The organism is Pseudomonas sp. F-14 TE3482, assembly GCF_053629455.1.
Window position 1 is genome coordinate 4,478,273 of sequence record NZ_JBRJII010000001.1, and the last position, 19,467, is coordinate 4,497,739.

The 19,467-nt window shown below is 60.9% G+C and carries 18 protein-coding genes; 9 read left to right on the forward strand and 9 right to left on the reverse strand.

Features of this window, described 5'->3' with window-relative positions; translation table 11 throughout:
• Positions 1–52: 52 nt before the first annotated feature.
• The gene (locus AB7M26_RS20100) at positions 53–541 is read right to left on the reverse strand and encodes a MarR family winged helix-turn-helix transcriptional regulator (RefSeq protein ID WP_008073734.1); all 489 of its coding nucleotides are present in this window, start codon (positions 539–541) and stop codon (positions 53–55) included.
• Positions 542–753: 212 nt separating this feature from the next.
• On the opposite strand from AB7M26_RS20100, the gene AB7M26_RS20105 reads away from it, so the two are divergent.
• From AB7M26_RS20105 to AB7M26_RS20125, 5 genes are all read left to right on the forward strand, one after another.
• Positions 754–1,584: a p-hydroxycinnamoyl CoA hydratase/lyase gene (locus tag AB7M26_RS20105; RefSeq protein ID WP_007895816.1), complete on the forward strand. Its 831-nt coding sequence runs from the start codon at positions 754–756 to the stop codon at positions 1,582–1,584.
• 128 nt (positions 1,585–1,712) lie between these two features.
• Positions 1,713–3,161: an aldehyde dehydrogenase gene (locus AB7M26_RS20110; RefSeq protein ID WP_123494808.1), complete on the forward strand. Its 1,449-nt coding sequence runs from the start codon at positions 1,713–1,715 to the stop codon at positions 3,159–3,161.
• Between the two features lie 156 nt (positions 3,162–3,317).
• Positions 3,318–5,201, forward strand: a complete 1,884-nt coding sequence (locus AB7M26_RS20115) for a feruloyl-CoA synthase (RefSeq protein ID WP_123495391.1) — start codon at positions 3,318–3,320, stop codon at positions 5,199–5,201.
• Positions 5,198–6,439, forward strand: coding sequence for a thiolase family protein (locus tag AB7M26_RS20120; RefSeq protein ID WP_123494807.1), 1,242 nt, complete (start codon positions 5,198–5,200; stop codon positions 6,437–6,439). Before AB7M26_RS20115 ends, AB7M26_RS20120 begins: the two co-directional genes overlap by 4 nt.
• Before the next feature lie 93 nt (positions 6,440–6,532).
• On the forward strand, positions 6,533–7,246 hold the full coding sequence (locus AB7M26_RS20125; protein ID WP_007895809.1) for a GntR family transcriptional regulator: 714 nt from the start codon (positions 6,533–6,535) through the stop codon (positions 7,244–7,246).
• A gap of 11 nt (positions 7,247–7,257) precedes the next feature.
• Here AB7M26_RS20125 and AB7M26_RS20130 read toward each other — a convergent pair whose 3' ends face one another.
• The 7 genes from AB7M26_RS20130 to AB7M26_RS20160 form a co-directional block, all read right to left on the reverse strand.
• The gene (locus AB7M26_RS20130; RefSeq protein ID WP_429385853.1) at positions 7,258–8,208 is read right to left on the reverse strand and encodes a PDR/VanB family oxidoreductase; all 951 of its coding nucleotides are present in this window, start codon (positions 8,206–8,208) and stop codon (positions 7,258–7,260) included.
• Positions 8,205–9,251, reverse strand: a complete 1,047-nt coding sequence (locus AB7M26_RS20135; RefSeq protein WP_429376348.1) for a Rieske 2Fe-2S domain-containing protein — start codon at positions 9,249–9,251, stop codon at positions 8,205–8,207. Before AB7M26_RS20135 ends, AB7M26_RS20130 begins: the two co-directional genes overlap by 4 nt.
• 198 nt (positions 9,252–9,449) lie before the next feature.
• Complete coding sequence (locus AB7M26_RS20140) at positions 9,450–10,673, reverse strand: DUF3422 domain-containing protein (protein WP_429385855.1); 1,224 nt, start codon at positions 10,671–10,673, stop codon at positions 9,450–9,452.
• A gap of 171 nt (positions 10,674–10,844) precedes the next feature.
• Complete coding sequence (locus AB7M26_RS20145; RefSeq protein WP_429385857.1) at positions 10,845–12,059, reverse strand: pyridoxal phosphate-dependent aminotransferase; 1,215 nt, start codon at positions 12,057–12,059, stop codon at positions 10,845–10,847.
• On the reverse strand, positions 12,056–12,694 hold the full coding sequence (locus tag AB7M26_RS20150; protein WP_429385859.1) for an RraA family protein: 639 nt from the start codon (positions 12,692–12,694) through the stop codon (positions 12,056–12,058). Before AB7M26_RS20150 ends, AB7M26_RS20145 begins: the two co-directional genes overlap by 4 nt.
• On the reverse strand, positions 12,694–13,356 hold the full coding sequence (locus AB7M26_RS20155; protein WP_123494800.1) for an RraA family protein: 663 nt from the start codon (positions 13,354–13,356) through the stop codon (positions 12,694–12,696). The genes AB7M26_RS20150 and AB7M26_RS20155 overlap by 1 nt, the downstream gene beginning before the upstream one ends.
• Complete coding sequence (locus tag AB7M26_RS20160; RefSeq protein ID WP_123494799.1) at positions 13,356–14,021, reverse strand: RraA family protein; 666 nt, start codon at positions 14,019–14,021, stop codon at positions 13,356–13,358. The genes AB7M26_RS20155 and AB7M26_RS20160 overlap by 1 nt, the downstream gene beginning before the upstream one ends.
• Before the next feature lie 105 nt (positions 14,022–14,126).
• On the opposite strand from AB7M26_RS20160, the gene AB7M26_RS20165 reads away from it, so the two are divergent.
• The 4 genes from AB7M26_RS20165 (at position 14,127) to AB7M26_RS20180 (ending at position 17,888) form a co-directional block, all read left to right on the forward strand.
• Complete coding sequence (locus AB7M26_RS20165; protein ID WP_429376355.1) at positions 14,127–15,020, forward strand: LysR family transcriptional regulator; 894 nt, start codon at positions 14,127–14,129, stop codon at positions 15,018–15,020.
• Positions 15,021–15,219: 199 nt separating this feature from the next.
• Positions 15,220–16,038, forward strand: a complete 819-nt coding sequence (locus AB7M26_RS20170) for an alpha/beta fold hydrolase (RefSeq protein ID WP_429385861.1) — start codon at positions 15,220–15,222, stop codon at positions 16,036–16,038.
• 176 nt (positions 16,039–16,214) lie between these two features.
• Entirely contained in the window at positions 16,215–17,102 is an 888-nt protein-coding gene (locus tag AB7M26_RS20175) for a universal stress protein (protein WP_429385863.1), read from the forward strand.
• 81 nt (positions 17,103–17,183) lie between these two features.
• Complete coding sequence (locus tag AB7M26_RS20180; protein WP_123494794.1) at positions 17,184–17,888, forward strand: phosphoribosyltransferase; 705 nt, start codon at positions 17,184–17,186, stop codon at positions 17,886–17,888.
• Positions 17,889–17,924: 36 nt separating this feature from the next.
• Here AB7M26_RS20180 and AB7M26_RS20185 read toward each other — a convergent pair whose 3' ends face one another.
• The gene (locus AB7M26_RS20185; protein WP_123494793.1) at positions 17,925–19,349 is read right to left on the reverse strand and encodes a homospermidine synthase; all 1,425 of its coding nucleotides are present in this window, start codon (positions 19,347–19,349) and stop codon (positions 17,925–17,927) included.
• Between the last annotated feature and the right edge of the window lie 118 nt (positions 19,350–19,467).

Below are 19,467 nucleotides of genomic sequence, written 5' to 3' on the forward strand. Positions count from 1 at the left end.
TTACCTGCCACGAGGCCGGCCGTTCCCCCAGGAACGCGCCGGCGTTGGCGTTTCAGACCTGATAGACCTTCTTCAGCAGCCTGAGCAGTTCTTCGCGTTCCTGGCTGTCGAGGTTGGACGTTGCATCCATGTCGCTCTCGGCCGCGATCAGTTTCAGCTCCTTGAGCAAGGCCTCGCCGGTCTTGCTGAGAAAAATCCCATAGGAGCGCTTGTCCGGTTTGCAGCGCACCCGCACCGCCAGTGCCCGGCTTTCCAGTTTGTTCAGCAGCGGCACCACTTGCGGTGGCTCGATGGTCAAAGCCTTGGCCAGATCGGCCTGCATCAGCCCGGGATTCTGGTCGATGATCGCCAGGGCCGAGAACTGCGCCGGTCGCAAGTCATGGGCCGAGAGCCGGCCAATGAGGTTCTGGAACAGTTTCAGCTGCGCCCGGCGCATGGCGTAACCGATCAGATCGTCCAGGGCGGAATCCAGCGGCGCCTGGGTTTCGGCGCTGTCGGCAGGGGCCTCGGGGGCGGCGGCAATCTTGGAAGACTTGGCCATTGCAGGGTGAATCCTCAGGCTGGCGGTTAAGAAGACTATCTAGTTTGCCGAGATTGGCCGGGGATAGCCATGACCTCTTTCAGATCTCTGGGCGTTGCGCTTGTTTTAGAGACAAAAAATATTCGGTTAATTTGATTAATAGTTAATTGACATAACTAATATTGGGGTTTAGTTTTTACCCATCGTCAAGCCAAGAACAAGAGAGCAACGCCATGAGCAATTACGAAGGTCGCTGGACAACGGTCAAAGTGGAAATCGAGGAAGGCATTGCCTGGGTCATCCTCAATCGCCCGGAAAAACGCAACGCCATGAGCCCGACATTGAACCGCGAGATGATCGACGTTCTGGAAACCCTGGAGCAGGATCCGGACGCCGGTGTGCTGGTGCTGACCGGTGCTGGCGAAGCCTGGACTGCAGGCATGGACCTCAAGGAATACTTCCGCGAAGTGGACGCTGGCCCGGAAATCCTTCAGGAAAAAATTCGCCGTGAAGCCTCTCAATGGCAATGGAAACTGCTGCGTATGTATGCCAAGCCAACTATCGCCATGGTCAACGGTTGGTGCTTCGGTGGCGGTTTCAGCCCGCTGGTGGCCTGCGACCTGGCGATCTGCGCCGATGAAGCGACCTTCGGCCTGTCGGAAATCAACTGGGGCATCCCGCCAGGCAACTTGGTGAGCAAGGCCATGGCCGACACCGTGGGCCATCGCCAGTCGCTGTACTACATCATGACCGGCAAGACCTTTGGCGGGCAGAAAGCCGCCGAGATGGGCCTGGTCAACGAGAGCGTACCCCTGGCGCAACTGCGTGAAGTGACGATCGAGCTGGCGCGTAACCTGCTGGAGAAAAACCCGGTGGTGCTACGGGCGGCCAAGCACGGCTTCAAGCGTTGCCGCGAACTGACTTGGGAGCAGAACGAAGATTACCTCTACGCCAAGCTCGATCAGTCGCGCCTGCTGGACACCGAAGGTGGCCGCGAGCAGGGCATGAAGCAGTTCCTCGACGACAAGAGCATCAAGCCCGGTTTGCAGGCTTACAAGCGCTGAACCCCGGCATTGAATCAGGGCGAGCTGGCCGGGCGATCGAGCGTCTGCCAGCTGTTTGCCCCGGCGCCCAGGCGCTACTGTGAACCCCTCGAACGTATTCCCGATAAAGACAATAAAGAGGAATCACCATGCTGGACGTGCCCCTGTTGATCGGCGGCCAGTCGTGCCCCGCCCGCGACGGTCGAACCTTCGAACGGCGTAATCCGGTGACCGGCGAAGTCGTGTCGCGGGTTGCCGCCGCCACCCTGGAAGATGCTGACGCCGCCGTGGCCGCGGCCAAAACGGCATTCCCCGCCTGGGCGGCCCTGGCCCCAAATGAACGACGCACCCGGTTGTTGCGTGCGGCCGAGCAGTTGCAGGCCCGCAGCGCGGAATTCATCGCGGCAGCCGGCGAGACCGGCGCCATGGCCAACTGGTACGGTTTCAATGTGCATCTGGCGTCCAACATGCTGCGCGAAGCCGCGTGCATGATCACTCAGATCACCGGCGAAGTTATTCCCTCGGATGTGCCCGGCAGTTTCGCCATGGCCCTGCGTCAACCCTGCGGCGTGGTGCTGGGCATCGCGCCCTGGAACGCCCCGGTGATCCTCGCTACCCGCGCCATCGCCATGCCGTTGGCCTGCGGCAACACCGTGGTGCTAAAGGCGTCGGAACTAAGCCCGGCGGTGCACCGGCTGATCGGCCAGGTGTTGCAGGACGCAGGCCTCGGTGATGGCGTGGTCAACGTCATCAGCAACGCGCCCCAGGATGCCGCGGCGATTGTCGAGCGGCTGATCGCCAACCCGGCGGTGCGTCGGGTCAACTTCACCGGCTCGACCCATGTCGGGCGTATCGTCGGTGAATTGTCGGCACGTCATCTCAAACCGGCGTTGCTGGAACTGGGAGGCAAGGCGCCGTTCCTGGTGTTGGAGGATGCCGACCTGGACGCAGCGGTGGAGGCTGCGGCCTTCGGCGCCTTCTTTAATCAGGGGCAGATTTGCATGTCCACCGAGCGCCTGATCGTCGATGCCAAAGTGGCCGATGCCTTTGTCGCCAAACTCGCGGCGAAGATCGCCACCTTGCCCGCCGGCAACCCCAACGCCGAAGGTTCGGTGCTCGGTTCACTGGTTGACAGCAGCGCCGGTGAACGCATCAAACTGTTGATAGACGATGCCCTCGACAAGGGAGCAACCCTGGTCACGGGTGGTCAGCTTGCGGGCAGCATTCTGCAGCCGACCTTGCTTGACGGCGTCACCGATGCCATGCGCCTGTACCGCGAAGAGTCCTTCGGCCCGGTGGCGGTGGTGTTGCGCGGCGAGGGCGATGAAGCACTGCTGCGCCTGGCCAATGATTCCGAGTTCGGTCTGTCGGCGGCGATTTTCAGCCGCGACACCAGCCGCGCTCTGGCCCTGGCCCAGCGGGTCGAGTCGGGCATCTGCCATATCAACGGCCCGACCGTGCACGACGAGGCGCAGATGCCCTTCGGCGGGGTCAAGTCCAGCGGCTATGGCAGTTTTGGCGGCAAGGCGTCTATCGAGCATTTCACCCAGTTACGCTGGGTGACTTTGCAGAACGGCCCGCGGCACTACCCGATCTGAGCATCCGCCGCACCGTCGGGCAAGCGAACGCTTGAGAGCAATCGTTGCCCGTGTGTAGGCAGACATAACAATAAAGAGGCTGCAGCCACTGGCTGCCATGCCCCGGTTGAACGCATTTCTGCGAGCCGGTGGCGTGCCTTGATGGAGAGCAAGCACGTGAGTTCCGAATTCAGATCGCCACCCCAGACCGAAGCCAACGCGCCGCGCTATCGCCAGGTGTCCATCGGTCATCCTGCGGTCGAGGTCAGCGAAGTGCAGGGCATCCTGCATATGCGCTCCCTGGAACCCTTGGCCAAGTTGCCTGTACGTTTGCTGGATCGCCTGGTGCATTGGGCCCATGTGCGCCCGCAACAGACCTTTATCGCTGCTCGCCAGAACGGCGGCGACTGGCGCCGCGTGAGTTACGCCGAGATGCTGACCAGCGTCCGCGCCATTGCCCAAGGCCTGCTCGGTTATGGGCTTTCGGCCGAACGACCGCTGGCGATCCTCTCGGGCAACGACATCGAGCATTTACAGATTGCCTTGGGCGCGATGTATGCCGGGATTCCTTACTGCCCGGTTTCTCCTGCCTATTCATTGTTGTCCCAGGATTTCGCCAAGCTGCGGCATGTCTGCAATCTGCTGCAACCGGGCCTGGTGTTCGTCAGCGACGCTGCGGCCTATCAGCGGGCGATCGATGCGGTGCTGCCGGCCGAAACGCCGCTGATCACCGTGCGCGGTCAAATTCCTGGCCGTAATCAGGCGAGCTTTGCCAGCCTGCTGGAGCAACCCGGCAGTGCCGAGGCCGATTGCGCTTTCGCGGCTACCGGGCCGGACAGCATCGCCAAGTTCCTGTTTACCTCAGGCTCCACCAAATTGCCAAAGGCAGTGATCACCACCCAGCGCATGCTCTGCGCCAACCAGCAGATGCTGTTGCAGACTTTTCCGGTGTTCGGCGAAGAACCTCCGGTGCTGGTGGACTGGCTGCCGTGGAATCACACCTTCGGCGGCAGCCACAACGTCGGGATCGTACTGTACAACGGCGGCACTTTTTATCTGGACGACGGCAAGCCGACCGTTCAGGGTTTTGCTGAAACACTGCGCAACCTCAAGGAAATATCGCCCACCGCGTACCTCACCGTGCCAAAAGGCTGGGAAGAACTGGTCAACGCGCTGGAGCAGGACGGCGAGTTGCGTGAATGTTTCTTCTCGCGCATCAAGCTGTTCTTTTTCGCCGCCGCCGGTTTGTCCCAACGCGTTTGGGATCGCCTGGACCGGGTCGCCGAACAGCATTGTGGCGAACGCATTCGCATGATGGCCGGGCTCGGCATGACTGAGGCGGCACCGTCCTGCACGTTCACCACCGGGCCACTGTCAATGGCCGGCTACATCGGCCTGCCGGCACCCGGATGCGAAGTGCGGCTGGTGCCGGTGGACGGCAAGCTGGAGGGGCGTTTTCGCGGGCCGCACATCATGCCGGGTTACTGGCGTGCGCCACAGCAGACCGCCGAAGTGTTCGACGAGCAGGGTTTCTACTGTTCCGGCGACGCATTGAAACTGGCCGACGCCCGCGATCCACAACTGGGGTTGATGTTCGACGGGCGCATCGCCGAGGACTTCAAGCTGAGCTCCGGCGTGTTTGTCAGCGTCGGCCCGTTGCGCAATCGCGCAGTGCTCGAAGGTTCACCCTACGTTCAGGATTTGGTGGTGGCCGCGCCGGACCGCGAGTGCCTGGGTGCGCTGGTCTTTCCCCGTCTTTACGAATGCCGACGTCTGGCCGGTTTGAGTGCGCACGCCAGCGATGCCGAAGTTCTGGCCAGCGCACCGGTGCGAGAATGGTTCGGCGATTGGCTGCAAAGGCTCAATCGCGACGCCACCGGGAATGCCAGCCGCCTGGAATGGATCGCGCTGCTCGACGAACCCGCCTCCATCGACCGCGGTGAAATCACCGACAAGGGCTCGATCAACCAGCGCGCGGTGTTGCAGTGGCGCGCCGACAAGGTCGAGGCGCTGTATCGCGGCGAAGAACCTTCCATCTTGCGTGCCGGACCTCTGCCGTGAGCGGTGCGGGGCAGTATTCGTGCTTTGGCGATGTGGCCATTTTCGAAGCACTGCGCACGCCTTGGGTCGATCTCGGCGGCGCCTTGGCCCAGGTTTCGCCGATCGACTTGGGGATCAAGGTCGGGCGCGAGGTGCTGGCCCGCGCTGCTATCGATCCATCCTCGGTCGATAGCGTGTTGGCCGGTTCCATGGCTCAGGCCAGTTTCGATGCTTACCTGCTGCCTCGGCATATCGGCCTTTACAGTGGCGTGCCGCAAGAGACTCCGGCACTGGGTGTGCAGCGCATCTGCGCCACCGGTTTCGAACTCTTGCGGCAGGCCGCCAGGCAGCTGGATGACGGCGTGCAGTTGGCCCTGTGCGTGGCGGCCGAATCCATGTCGCGCAACCCGATTGCCGCCTACACCCACCGCAGCGGTTTCCGGCTCGGTGCGGGCGTGGAATTCAAGGACTTTCTCTGGGAAGCCCTCTACGACCCGGCCCCGGGCGTAGACATGATCACCACCGCCGACAACCTGGCCCGGCGGCACGGCCTGAGCCGCGAAGAGGTGGATCGCTATGCCCTCGACAGCCATCAACTCGCGCTGCAGGCCCAGGCTGACGGCTGGTTTGAACCGGAACTGGTGGCGCTCGGCAATGAGCGCTTTGAACTGGCCAGCTATCAGCCTCGCAGTATCCTGTTGCCACGGGGCGTGGACCGCGTCACGCGTGATAGCCACCCGCGACCCACCGATCTGGACGGCTTGGGCCGGTTGCGGGCGGTGCATGCCGGCGGTGTGCAAACGGCCGGCAACAGTTGCGCGGTGGTCGATGGCGCGGCGGCCGCGCTGGTGGGGCGAGCGTCTGCCGCCCGGCGTCCGGTATTGGCCCATTTGCTGGCCAGTGCCGTGGTAGGCGTGGCACCGGAATTCATGGGGATAGGGCCAGTGCCAGCCATCCAGCTGCTTCTGCAACGCAGCGGTTTGGCCCTGGGTGACATCGGCTTGCTGGAAATCAATGAGGCCCAGGCCGCTCAGGTATTGGCTGTGGCCCAGGCGCTTGAACTGGACGGTGATCGGCTCAACCGGCGGGGCGGCTCGATTGCCTTGGGACATCCTTTGGCCGCCACGGGTTTGCGCCTGGTGCTGACCCTGGCCAGGCAATTGCGCGAGGGCAATCTGCGCTATGGCATCGCCGCCGCGTGTGTCGGTGGCGGGCAGGGCATGGCTCTGCTGATCGAAAACCCGGCGTATCAAGGCTGAAGCAAAACCCCGAGGTCTTTGCTGCAGTCAGCCCAATCCTTGCGTCACTGTCTTGCGTTACTATGCAGACCCACCTTTCTGGAAGTTGCCTGGATGAGTAAGCCCGGTCAAACGGTGCTGGTCGCGTTGCGCAAGATGATCGCCTCAGGCGAGCTGGCGGCTGGCGAGCGCTTGATGGAAATTCCCACAGCAGAGTTGTTTGGTGTCTCGCGAATGCCGGTGCGCATGGCGTTCCGCACGCTGGAGCAGGAAGGTTTGCTGGTGCGCTTTGGCGGGCGCGGGTTTCAGGTGCGTTCGGTCAGCCCCGATGACATTGCCGGTGCGGTTGAAGTGCGGGGTGTACTCGAAGGCCTGGCAGCGCGACAGACCGCCGAGCGCGGGCTATCGGACGAGGCCCGGGCGACCCTTGAACAGTGCCTGATGCAAGGTGATCAACTGTTCGACAAGGGGTTTGTGACCATCGAGGACCTGGAGGTCTATCACGACCTCAACATGCGTTTTCACGAAGTGATTGTCGAAGGCAGCCACAACCCGGCGATCGCCGACGCACTGGCGCGCAACGATCATTTGCCCTTCGCTTCGGTTACAGCCCTGGCAGTGGACCGCAACGACATGGTCCGGGAATACCGACGCTTCAACTACGCCCACATGCAACACCATTCGGTGTTCGATGCCCTGGTCAACCGCCAGGGCGCACGTGCCGAAGCGATCATGCGCGAGCACGCCAACGCCACGTTGCGTTATGCCGAGATATTCGGCTCGGCGACGGCCGAAGAGCGGATGAAGGTCATCCTCCGCTCGGAATAGGCGCGACTCTTTCAGATATCCAGCACCAGCAGCGGTGTTTTCGAGCGCGAGCAGCAAGGGGTGAACTGGTCGTTGCAGGCCTGTTCATCCTCGGTGAGGAACAGGTCACGGTGTTCCGGCACGCCCTCCAGCACCCGCGTCAGGCAGGTGCCACAGATGCCCTGTTCGCAGGAAATGGCGATCTCGATGCCCTGATTTTGCAGCACCTGCACCACGCTCTTGTCGGCCGGCACCTCGAAGACCTGCCCGCTGCTGGCGACCTTGATCGAGAAACTGCCATCGGCGCCAGTGTCAACGGGGCTGGCGGCGAAGTACTCGCGATGCAGGCATTGCTCCTGCCAGCCTTTGGCCTTGGCCGTGTCCAACACGTGCTGCATAAAACCGCCGGGGCCACACACATATAAATGCACATCGTTCTGAGGTGTGGCCAGGACCTTGGCCGCGTCCAGCGCAGTGTCGGGTTCCTGATCGAAATGCAGGAACACCCGGTCGGCAAAAGCCGAGTGTTGCAGGCGTTCGACAAAGGCCGCTCGCTCTCGCGAACGGGCGCAGTAGTGCAACTCGAAATCCGCGCCGCTGTGGGCCAGGCGCTCGGCCATGCACAGGATCGGGGTAATGCCGATACCGCCGGCGAAGAGCAGGCTGCGCCGGGCCTCATGCGCCAATGGAAACAGATTGCGTGGCTCGCTGATAGACAGCCGCGTGCCGGGGTGGATCTGCTCGTGCATGGCCAGTGAACCACCGCGAGAGGCCGGATCCTTGAGCACGCCGATCAGGTAGCGATGGCGTTCTTCGGGGTGGTTGCACAGGGAATATTGCCGGATCAAGCCGCCGGGCAGGTGCACATCGATATGGGCACCGGCGCTGAAGGTCGGCAGCGGTTGATCATCGAAGCTGGCCAACTCGTAGCTGCAGATGTCCTGGGCTTCGTTGTTGCGGGATACCACCAGCACTTCGATCATGCCATTGACTCCTGCAGCGTTTGTTCCTGGGCGATCAGGCGTTCCAGAACACGGCGCGACTGCACGCCGCCGGCGTCGATATTGAGCTTGAGCAAGTTGCGCTGGGGATGGCTGAGCAGGTTCTGTTGCTGGCGTTCGAGCATCTCCAGGTCCTCGCTGAAAATCTTGCCCTGACCCTCGCGAATGCTCGCGGTCAAGGCTTCATCCTGCGGGTTGAAATTGCGTGCCATGCCCCAGAAGTACCAGATAGAGGTTTCGGTTTGCGGCGTGATGAAGTCGACGACGATGCTCGACGCCTTGAACTGTTGGGGGGCGTGATAACCGCCTTTGCCGGCATGGGCTACGCCGACTTCGATCAGCACATGGCTGGGCGGGGTGAAGCGGCAGATCTGCCAGCGGTCCACCGGCACATCGTCGGCCAGATTGTTGCCGCGCAGGGCCATGCGCCAGAAAGGCGGGGCCATGATGTTTTCCATGTGCCGGGCGGTCACCACCTCGTCGCCGTCGACCGTGGTCACCGGCGGTGCTTCGTCGATTTCCTTTTGGCCGATGCTGGACGCGTGAACGTAGGTTTCGTGAGTCAGGTCCATCAGGTTGTCGATCATCAGGCGATAGTCGCACTGAATGTGGAACAGGCCGCCGCCATAGGCCCACTCATCGCTGACCGCCCATTCCAGATGATGGATCAGCGCCGGGTCGGCCAACGCCTGATCGCCGGGCCAGACCCAGATGAATCCGTAACGCTCGACCACGGCGAATGTCTTGTTGCACGGAAAGCCGCGAACCCGCTGCCCGGGCATTTCCACGGTCTTGCCGTCGCAGCCCATCACCAGGCCGTGATAGCCGCATACCAGGTTGCCGTTTTCCACATAGCCCAAAGACAGCGGTGCGCCGCGATGAGGGCAGAAGTCTTCGACAGCCGCCACCTTGCCTTCATGCCCGCGGTAAAAAACCATCTTTTCACCACAGATCTGACGGCCTAGCGGCTTGTCGGCAATTTCATCGGGCGTACAGGCGACGTACCAGGTGTTCTTGGGGTACATGGAGATTCTCCAAGGCTGTTTTTTGTTATTTAGTGGATCCATTAATGTTGATTTATAGGGTGTTTGTCAAACTAATTCTGTTTGTTAACGATTTTATGGATCCATTGGCATGGTTGTAGCCCTCTGCCAAGCCAGCCGGATCCGTAGCGGATCATCCCGGATGTCAGCTTCGTAATCGGTCGATTCTGGTGCCGCGTATCAATGCTCTTTGGCTTTCCTGATCCTGATCAAAATAAACAGCAGGACGCAGAGCGCGAGCGGAGTCATGGCTAGCAAAGCGTCTCTCGCAGAAATGTCCGCGCCCATGACGTGCAGCCCCGAGTAGAACAGCTTGAACAGGCTTAACAAGTAATAGGTGATGGCGATAATCGACAAGCCTTCGACGGCGCGCTGGATTTTGATTTGAGTATCGGCGCGGGCGTTGAGGCTCTTCAGGATTTCCGAGTTCTGCTCTTCCATTTCGACCTGGACACGGGCCTGCAACAAGTCCCCGAGGTTGGCCACGCTTTCAGCCAGTTGCTCCAGGCGTTGTTCGGTGACGGCGCAGTATCTGACCGTGGGTTTGAAGCGCCTTTCGATGAAGATACCCAGTCGCTGGCAATCACCCACATGACTTTCGCGCAGTTCACCCAGGCGTTCGAAAACCAGCTGTGCATAGGCTTGGGTGGCGCTGAAGCGGTGTCGGGTTTTTGCGTTGCTGCTGACCACTTGCGCCGACAGGTTGGCAATATCGGTCAGCAACGCTTTCGCATTTCCGGTATCGGGGCCGGCGTTACGTTCCGAAAGGTTGACCAGGGTCTTGTCGAAGACGTTGAGCTGAGTGCTCAGGGCTTTCGCGGTGATGAGGGAAAGCGAAGCCATCATTCGGTAGGTTTCGATTTCCAGCAGGCGGCGGATCATCCGTCCCAGGCGATAGGCATTCAGGCGTTTGTTAATGAAAAGAAAACGGTTGGTGCCATCCTCGCTCAGGCGAAAATCGCTCCAGACCGTCGCATCGCCACCGCCGATGCAAGAGCCGCTGGGATCCTTGAATCCATAAACGGACAGATCGCCGGAAAAAGACGTATCGGTGCGCACCACAATCTGCACAGCGTTGATCACGTGCTGCATGAAAGGCTCGACCCGGTCCATCAAGGCCCTGGGTGGCGGGCTCCAGCATGGCTCGTGACTGGAGGAGGGCACCACCAGCGTCAGTGTCAGGAACTCTGCGTGCCGTTCCCACTTCAAGGCATGGCCCTCCAACTCGGTGATGCCCTGAGCCGCTTCCGGGTCGACCGGGCCGGGGCAGCAGTGACTCAGCAAGGTGTCGCACTGCCCGTCATTCGCCAGAAACGCCAGATGAAACACGTGGGCGGGCTCGTCGAAATACAGAGAAGGGCGCGCGTGCAACTCGTTGTGCAGGATCAGTCTTTGCGGATGCATGCTGTTTGGGCCATGTTGGAGTTGTTTGTTCTTGGGACTGGGTGATGAATACCCGAGTCACAAACAAAACCTGGCGATTGCCACTGGCGGTCAGCCAGCCACGGAACCTGTAGGAGCGGGCTTGCCCGCTCCCACAGGGATTGCGTTTAACTGACCGGGCTCACGTAATCCTTAACGCAACGCTGTACAGAACGCACGAATCGCCTCGCAGGCCTGGTGCAACGAAGCGTCATCCAGCGCATAGGCAATGCGAATGTAGGGGCCAAGACCAAATGCACTGCCATGCACCACCGCCACGTCCGCTTCGTCGAGCAGCGCGTGGGCGACATCTTCGTCGGTGTGCCGCACTCGACCGGCAGGCGAGGTGCGGCCGATCAGCCCCGCACAAGAGACGAACGCATAGAACGCACCCGCCGGGCTCACGCATTCCAGTCCCGGCGTGTCGTTCAGCAGCGTCACCATCAAATCGCGACGAGCCTGGAAAGCGGAACGGCTTTCGCGAATGAAGTCTTTCGGCCCCTCCAGCGCGGCGAGTGCGGCTTGCTGCGAAACCGAGCTCGCGCCCGAGGTCTGCTGGCCCTGCAGTTTTTCCATGGCCTCCAGCAACCAGCGCGGCCCGGTGGCAAAACCGATGCGCCAGCCGGTCATGGCGTAGGCCTTGGAGACACCGTTCATGGTCAGGGTTCGCGGCGCCAGTCGTGGCTCCACCTGGGCCAGGGTGTAGAACGCTTGATCGTCGAAAATCAGGTGTTCATAGATGTCATCGGCCAGAATCAACACATGGGGGTGGTCCAGCAACACAGCCGCCAGGGCACGAAGTTCCGTCTCGCTGTACACCGCGCCGGTCGGGTTGGACGGCGAATTTAGAATTAACCAACGGGTTTGCGGGGTGATCGCGGCAGCCAGTGCCCAGGGCGTCAGTTTGAAACCCGTACCGGCATCGCACATGACGATCCGCGCTTCACCGCCGCACAGTTGCACCATTTCCGGGTAACTGACCCAGTACGGCGCCGGCACGATGACTTGGTCGCCCTCGTTGAGGGTGGCGGCCAGGGCGTTGTAGATCACCTGTTTGCCACCGTTGCAAACTAGCGTGTCTTGCCAGCTCACGTCCAGACCATTTTCGCGGCGGAACTTGGCCGCCACCGCTTCTCGCAACGAGCGAGCACCGGCCACCTGGGTGTAGCGGGTGTGGCCATGCTCGATGGCGTGAATGGCCGCTTCACGCACATGTTTGGGGGTATCGAAATCGGGCTCGCCGGCACACAGCGAAATGATCTTCGCCCCTTGTGCCCGGCGTTCCGCCACTCGATCCATGATCCGATAAGTCGCCGAGGGCTGTGCGCTGGCCAGGCGTTGGTTGAGGCGCTGAATGTCGATGCTCATGCCCGGGTTCTCCAGTCTGTCAGGTTCATCAGTTCCAGGGTCGAGCGGCCTTCGGTCAGTGCCTGCATCATTTGCGCTTCCTTGTTCGCGCGCGCTTCGCCTTCGGCGAGGGTACGTGCTGCATCGGCCTTGGGGATGATGATCACGCCGTCGTCGTCAGCCACCACCAGGTCGCCCTGTGCCACGAAAGCACCATTGAAATTGAACGGTTGTCCCACTGAGGGGGCGCAGGCCTTGACCGTGCCTTTCACCGAGATACCACGGGCAAATACCGGGAACTGGCGTTTCTTCAGCGCCGCGATATCGCGTACGCCGCCATCGATTACCAAACCAACCACGCCCGCCGCTTCGGCCGCCACGGTGAGCACCTCGCCCCAGTAACCGGCGATGAAGCCACCCGTACCCACGACCAGTACGCTGCCACGGGGCACGCGTTCCATCGCCAGATGCAGGGCCAGGTTATCGCCCGGCGAACATTCCAGCGGGTAGGCGGGGGCGGCGATAAAGGCGCCGTCCCAGATCGGGCGGATCGCACTGTCAACCGCGCAGGGCAGATGGGACGCTTCATACAGCGTCGAGGTGCCTAGTACTTTTGCCCGCGCGCGAAAATCCGGGGGGAAGGGGAGCGTGGTCATCAGATTTTCCTCTGCAGATTGTGGTAACCCAATGCAGCACGGGCTTCTTTGAGGGTTTTGCCTTGAGCGATCAGGGCGCGAATGTCGGCTTCGACCGATTCGATCTGGCGGGCACATGCCGCCACTTCAGCGGCACGGGCGCGAGGCACGATTACCACGCCGTTGGCATCGGCGACCACGATGTCACGGGAGCAGACCCGTGCCGTGCCGATGGACACCGGCTGGTTGACCGACTGCACTTGCACGCGGTCTTTGCCAGTACGCATGAAGCGACCTTTGCTGAAGATCGGGTAGCCATCACCCAGCGCCTTGTTCACATCACGGCACACCCCGTCGATGACCGTGGCGGCGATCTGTCGAGTGCCGGCGTACTGGGTCATGATGTCGCCCCAAACGGTGCAGTCGGTACGGCTGCCGTTGTCGATCACCACCACGTCGCCGGGTGCGACGTCTTCGATGAAATCACCCACCGTGCCCGGCGGAACACTGGCCGAGACGTACTGCACGGTGAACGCCGGTCCGACGATGACCTTGCGGTAATTGTCCAGCGGCGCCACGCCGAGGCATTGTCCAGGCAGGCCAAGTTTGTCCAGCGCGTCGGAGACGCCAGGAGTGTCGAGGCCTTCAAACAAGGCGACCAGGGTTTGATCTTCAAGATTCATCAGGCGTGCTCCACATGAATCGCTTCGAACTGGGTGTCGTGCATCACCTCGGCCACCGAGCGGCCGCTGCGCACGGCCTCGACCATGCCGTCCTGACGGCGGGCGATGCGTTCGCCAAGATCGATGACCTTTTCGATATGGGTTTGGGGGACGAATACGGTTCCGCAGGTATCGGCAATGACAAAGTCATCCTCGCTGACGTCGACACCGGCCACCTTGATCGTCACCGCGGCATCGATCTGCACCACCCGGTTGCGCGCACTGATCATGGTGAGCCCACGGCCATAAACCGGGTAACCAATCGCTTCGCTGCCGTCGATGTCGCGGCTGAAACCGTCGATCACCGTGCCGCGTACGTGCTTGCCGGCCGCCGCGTTGGCGAGTATGTCGCCCCAGCAGGAAATACCTTCGATACCGCCGGCGATCACCAGCACGCGATCGTCGCTGTCGATCTGTTCCACCACTGGGGTAATCAGGTGCACGGTGGGGACGTTGTCGGATTTTGGCGCCAGCAAGACGGTACTGGCGCGGCCGACGATCTTCGGGCAGTTCCACAGCGGGCGTAGCCCCACGGTGGCGCCCGGCAGGCCGAGGAAGTCGAGCGCATCGGAGACCGTGTTGGTATCCAGCGCCGCCAAGCGATCCAGCAAACTTTTATTGATCATGGGAAAGCCCCAGTGGTGACGGAGGCGCCCAGTGTCAGCGAGACAATTTGATAGGTATATTACTAATCACAGAAGCGTTACATACGTTAAACCTATGGATTAACCATGATCAATTTCCGCTTGATTCGTCACCTCTGGTTGTTCCTGGCCGTTGCCGAAGAACAGAATTTCGGCCGCGCCGCCAAACGCCTGGGAATGTCACAGCCACCGTTAAGCGAGCAGATTCAGGTGCTGGAGCAGGCGCTCAAGGTCAAGCTGTTCGACCGCTCGCGGCGGGGAGCGAAACTGACCCCGGTAGGCGCCGCGATCCTGCCGGCGGTGCGCAAGTTCGCCGAGCAACTGGAGCGCCTGGAACTGGCCGTGGAGGAGGCAGTGGCGGGGCAGTCGGGGATGTTGACTGTCGGCGCGATTTCCACGGCGATGTTCGATGTGTTGCCCGGGTTGATCGAGCAGCTGAAGGTCGATTACCCGCACCTCACCGTGTCCGTGCGGGAGATCGACAGCGTCGAAGCCGTGCCTGCGCTGGAAGCCGGGGACATCGACCTGGCCTTCGCCCGTCTGGACGGCGACCTGGGCGCTTCGATCAAGTCGCTGCCACTGACCGAGGATCGTCTGGTCGTGGCTTTGCCCAGCGATCACCCATTGGCTTCGCGCAAGCGCATCAGCCTGTCGAGCCTGGCCACCGAGCCCCTGGTGATGTTTTCCCGAAAGGTCAGCCCGGTGTACTTCGACAATCTGATCGCGACCTGCCGCGCCAGTGGATTTTCCCCGCGCGTGCTGCATGAAGTGCGCTCCGTCGCGTCGCAAATCGCTTTCGTCAGTTGTGGACAAGGCATCGCCCTGGTGCCTGCGTCGCTGAAAAAACTGGCCCCCGATAATGTGGTGTTACGACCACTGAGCCAGCCGCTCAATGTGGTGACCACGGCGGTGGCTTGGAATGCCGATCGGCCCAATCCGCTGGTGGAGGAGGTGATTGCTCGGCTCACCAAGCGTGTTTGATAGGTTTGACCTATGACGGTATTCCCGAATGAGGAATTTACAGACGGCCCGATCCCCGCGAAATTGACGGCCTGCTGTGGCGAGGGAGCTTGCTCCCGCTTGAGTGCGCAGCACTCACAAAAAACAGGCAATGTTTGTCAGATTTCCGGGGCCGCTATGCAGCCCGGCGGTCACCCTTTTCGCTCAAGGAATCCATCACGTGTCCAAACCCGAAACCTTCACTCAAGCGCACATCCCTCTGACGGTGGAGGGCGTCCGGCTGAACATCGCCACCCTTCACCGCGACGGTGTCCTGGCGCCGATTGTGTTCCTGCATGGGTTTGGCTCGACCAAGGAAGACTACGCCGACATCGTGCAGCAGGCCGCCTTCGCCGGTCATCCTTTCGTCGCTTATGACGCACCGGGTTGCGGGGAAAGCCAGTGCGGCGACCTTTCGCGGATTTCCATCCCTTTTCTGCTGAAGACCGCGTTGCAGGTGCTGGAGCATTTCGGTATCGAGCGTTTTCATCTGGTCGGCCATTCCATGGGCGGACTGACCGCACTGATGCTGGCTCATCAATGCCCGGACCGGGTACTCAGCTTCGTCGACATCGAGGGCAACATCGCCCCGGAGGACTGCTTCCTCAGCCGGCAGATCGTCGATTACCCGGCGGACGATCCCGAGGTGTTTTTCGCCGCCTTCATCGAACGCGCCCGACACGCCCCGGCTTATGTCAGTGCGCTTTATTCCGCAAGCTTGCGGCACAAGGTTCGTGCCGGAGCGGTACGCGGGATCTTCGAGTCGATGGTCGATCTTTCCGACAACGCCGACTTGATGGGCAAGTTCCTCGGCCTGCCATGCCCGCGCATGTTCATGTACGGCGAGCAGAACGCTTCATTGTCCTATCTGCCGCATATCCAGGCCCAAGGCGTGCGGTTGGCGCCGATCGCGCAGTGCGGGCATTTCCCCATGTATTCCAACCCGATCGCGATGTGGCAGCAGATTGCCGATTTTCAGGCGAACGGCCATCGCGTATGAGTCTGCTATGGGATGCACAGCAGCGTTGTGAACTATTCTTCTCAAGTGGCCCTTTCAAATGCCTCATTCAAGGGAGTTGATATAAATCAACGCTTAAGAGGCTTTAAGGGACGAATCTGGGCCTGATGCTGGATTCTCGAGCCGGCGTCGAGAATCAACCTGTCTGGAGTCTGCCCATGAGCCAGTATCAACGGTTATTACTGATCATCAACCCGCTGCTGCGCCATTCCCCTGCGATAAACCATGGCGCTGCCCTGGCCAAGGCCAGCGGGGCGAGCTTGCACATTGCCGGCCTGATCCCCTCGTTGGATATTTTGTCATTGCTCGAAGAAGGCGACCGCAAAATGGCTCGGGCGACCTACCTGCAGGAGCACCGCGACTGGCTCGATGAACAAGCGGAAAAGATGCGAGGCCGGGGGATCGAGGTGACAACCGAAGTCGCATGGGCTGACAACATGCGCCAGGACATCCTTGACCACGTCACGCAAATGCAGCCCGATCTGTTGATCAAGCAAGTGCAGCATGAACCCGTGCTCAAGCGCGCGTTCTTCACGCCGCTGGATTGGCGTTTGTTGCGCCATTGTCCGGTCCCGGTTTATCTGGTGGGGAGTGAATGCCATGCCTTGCCGCAGAAGGTGGTAGCCGCGGTTGACGTGTCAGACACCGAGCCTTCGAACAGTGAACTCAATGACCGGATCATCTTGCAGGCGTCGGGCCTTGCGCTGCAGTGCAATGCCGAGTTGCATATGCTGTATGCCTGTGACATTTCGGCGGCTTTTCTGGCGGATCTGGGCGGCGGTCTGACGCTCTCGGAGCTGACCAGGGAGTTGCGCAGCGACCTGGAGAAGTCTTTTCTCAAGCTGGCCGCCCGATTCGGTGTCCCCTCTGAGTGTCGGCATTTCATTATGGGGCAACCGGTCTCGGTGCTGAGTGAGTTCGCCCACGTGCATCAAGTGGATGTGGTAGTGATGGGCAGAGCTCAATACCGTGGCCTGGAGCGGCTGCTCGGCAGCACCACCGAACATATTCTGTATCAGGTGCCTTGCAGCATTCTGGCGGTCTAGGGGCGGGCGCCCCGATCGGAATGATGGCCGCCGTCAAACGAACGCCCGTGTTTGGGGCTCCCGCCCCAGGGAGGTTTTCAAATGACTAGTCCTTCATTGCAAACCATCTTGCATGACCGGGTTGATGCCGGCCGAGGCCTGGTGGAGCCGTTGCTCAAATACGCTAAAAGAGCCGATGTCATCGTTCTCGCCTTACCCCGTGGCGGCGTTCCGGTGGCCTATGAAGTGGCCACGGCCCTGGAGGTTCGCCTGGATCTGATGCTGGTGCGCAAGCTGGGAGTACCGACCCACCAGGAGTTCGCCATGGGCGCAATTGCCAGTGGCGGCATACAAATCGTCAACGAAGATGCGCTGCGGGCTAACGGTATTGATCAACGCACGCTCGATGCCGTAGTTGCAAAGGAAACCCAGGAGTTGTTGCGTCGCGAGCAGCTATACCGGGCATCACGTGCACCTGTGGCGCTCAAGGATCAGGTGGTGATTCTGATTGATGACGGCCTGGCGACAGGCGCCACGATGATGGCTGCGATACAGGCCGCGCGCCTGCAAGCGCCATCGCGCATCGTCGTTGCCGTGCCGGTGGCACCGCTTGAGACGGCAGAGGCGCTGCGCGATGAAGTGGACGAGCTGATTTGCCCGCTCATCCCCGACTGGATGATCTCGATCGGGCATTGGTACACGGATTTTTCGCAGACATCGGACGAAGAGGTCATCGATCTTCTGCACCGGGCCTGGCAACGAGAGTCCGGTTCGGGCGACTCATTTCAGAACGGTTCCGGTATTTGAGCCGTTGCCTGGCGTGGAGCAAACCACGTCAGGCTTTCAAGTGATCCTGACGTTCACGAATTGCCACGGATCGGATTCATCGGTGTGCTCGGGCATCAGTGAGTGACGTCCGGTAAGCGGCGTCCAGTCGGAATAAATGCCTTCTACCTTGCCAAGGTAAGGCATGCAGATCTGCAGAATCTCCCTGAAGGGCAATTCATCCGGTTCGACAATACCGCGTTGCGGATTGCGAATGGCCCAGATCACGCCGGCCAGCACTCCCGCCGTCACTTGCAGGCTGGTGGCGCTGTTATGAGGGCAGAGTGTCCGGGCTTGCTGGATCGATAAGCGCGAGCCATACCAATAGCTGTTGCTTGCATGCCCCATCAGCAGCACGCCGAGTTCGTCACTGCCGTCGATGATTTCGTCATCGAGCAGACGCTGGCCGCTCTGGGGTTTCCAGTTGCGCTCGGCGAGTTCATGTACCGAGAGCAAGGCATCGTCACAGGGCCGATACGCGTAATGGACGGTCGGCCGGTAAGTCGGCTGCCTTCCCTGGCCAAGGGTCAGGTAGTCGGCAATCGACAGGGCTTCGTTGTGGGTCACGAGCAGCCCATGGGTTGGCCCCGTCGAGGGCGTCCAGGTTCGAACCCGCGTCGAGGCACCGGGACGTTGCAGATAGATCCCGGCCTGGCACCCGAAGGCGTGGTAATAGCCATCCTCGGGCAGCGCTTTCTCATGGCTGCCCCAACCCAACTCCGCCGGTTGGCTGCCTTCACTGATGAAACCGTCCACGGACCAGGTGTTGACGAACTCATCGGCGATTTTGTGTTGCGATGAAAACTGCGAATCGCGTTCGGCAATGTGGATGCAGCGGATATTCAGTCGGCTGGCCAGCTGCGCCCATTCTTCGCGAGTAGTGGGCTGGGGCGTTGTGTCACCCAAATCCTCAGCGAGGTTGACCAGTGCCTGCTTGATCAGGTGGGACACCAGCCCCGGATTGGCCCCGTGAGTCAAGACAGCGGTGGACAAACCTTGCGCACTTTCCCTGCGAAGCTGAAGTGCCGCCTCCCTCAATGCATAGTTGGATCTTTCGGACAGGGATTTGTCGGGGTCGGTATAACCGCCTTCCCACGGCTCGATACAGGTGTCCAGATACAGCACGCCTTTACGCTGGGCGAACTGAATCAGCGACAGGCTCGAAACCCCCACCGAGAGGTTGAGCAGGAAATCGCCAGCGCTCAAAAGAGGGTCGAGCACCGCCTCGTAATTGTTCTGATCCAGTTGCTCGGCTTGGTGGGCAACGCCAAATTCCTGCGCGAGCAAGCGTCCATCGTCATCGGGGCTGAGGATCAACAGTCGCTGCGGTTCAAGTTCAAGATGGCGCAACAGCAGCGCAAGTACGCCTTTTCCGATACAGCCAGAGCCGATCATCACCAACCTGGCATCAAAGGGCTGAATGACATGCTCAAGATCTGACATCGATAGCCTCCACCGGCTGATCGCGCGTTCGCCGCAAATGACCTGTCGATAACCACGACGCTCTCAAACTAGAGACTGCAAGGCTCAGTTAAAGCTCAAAAAAGTTTCGGACACCGTC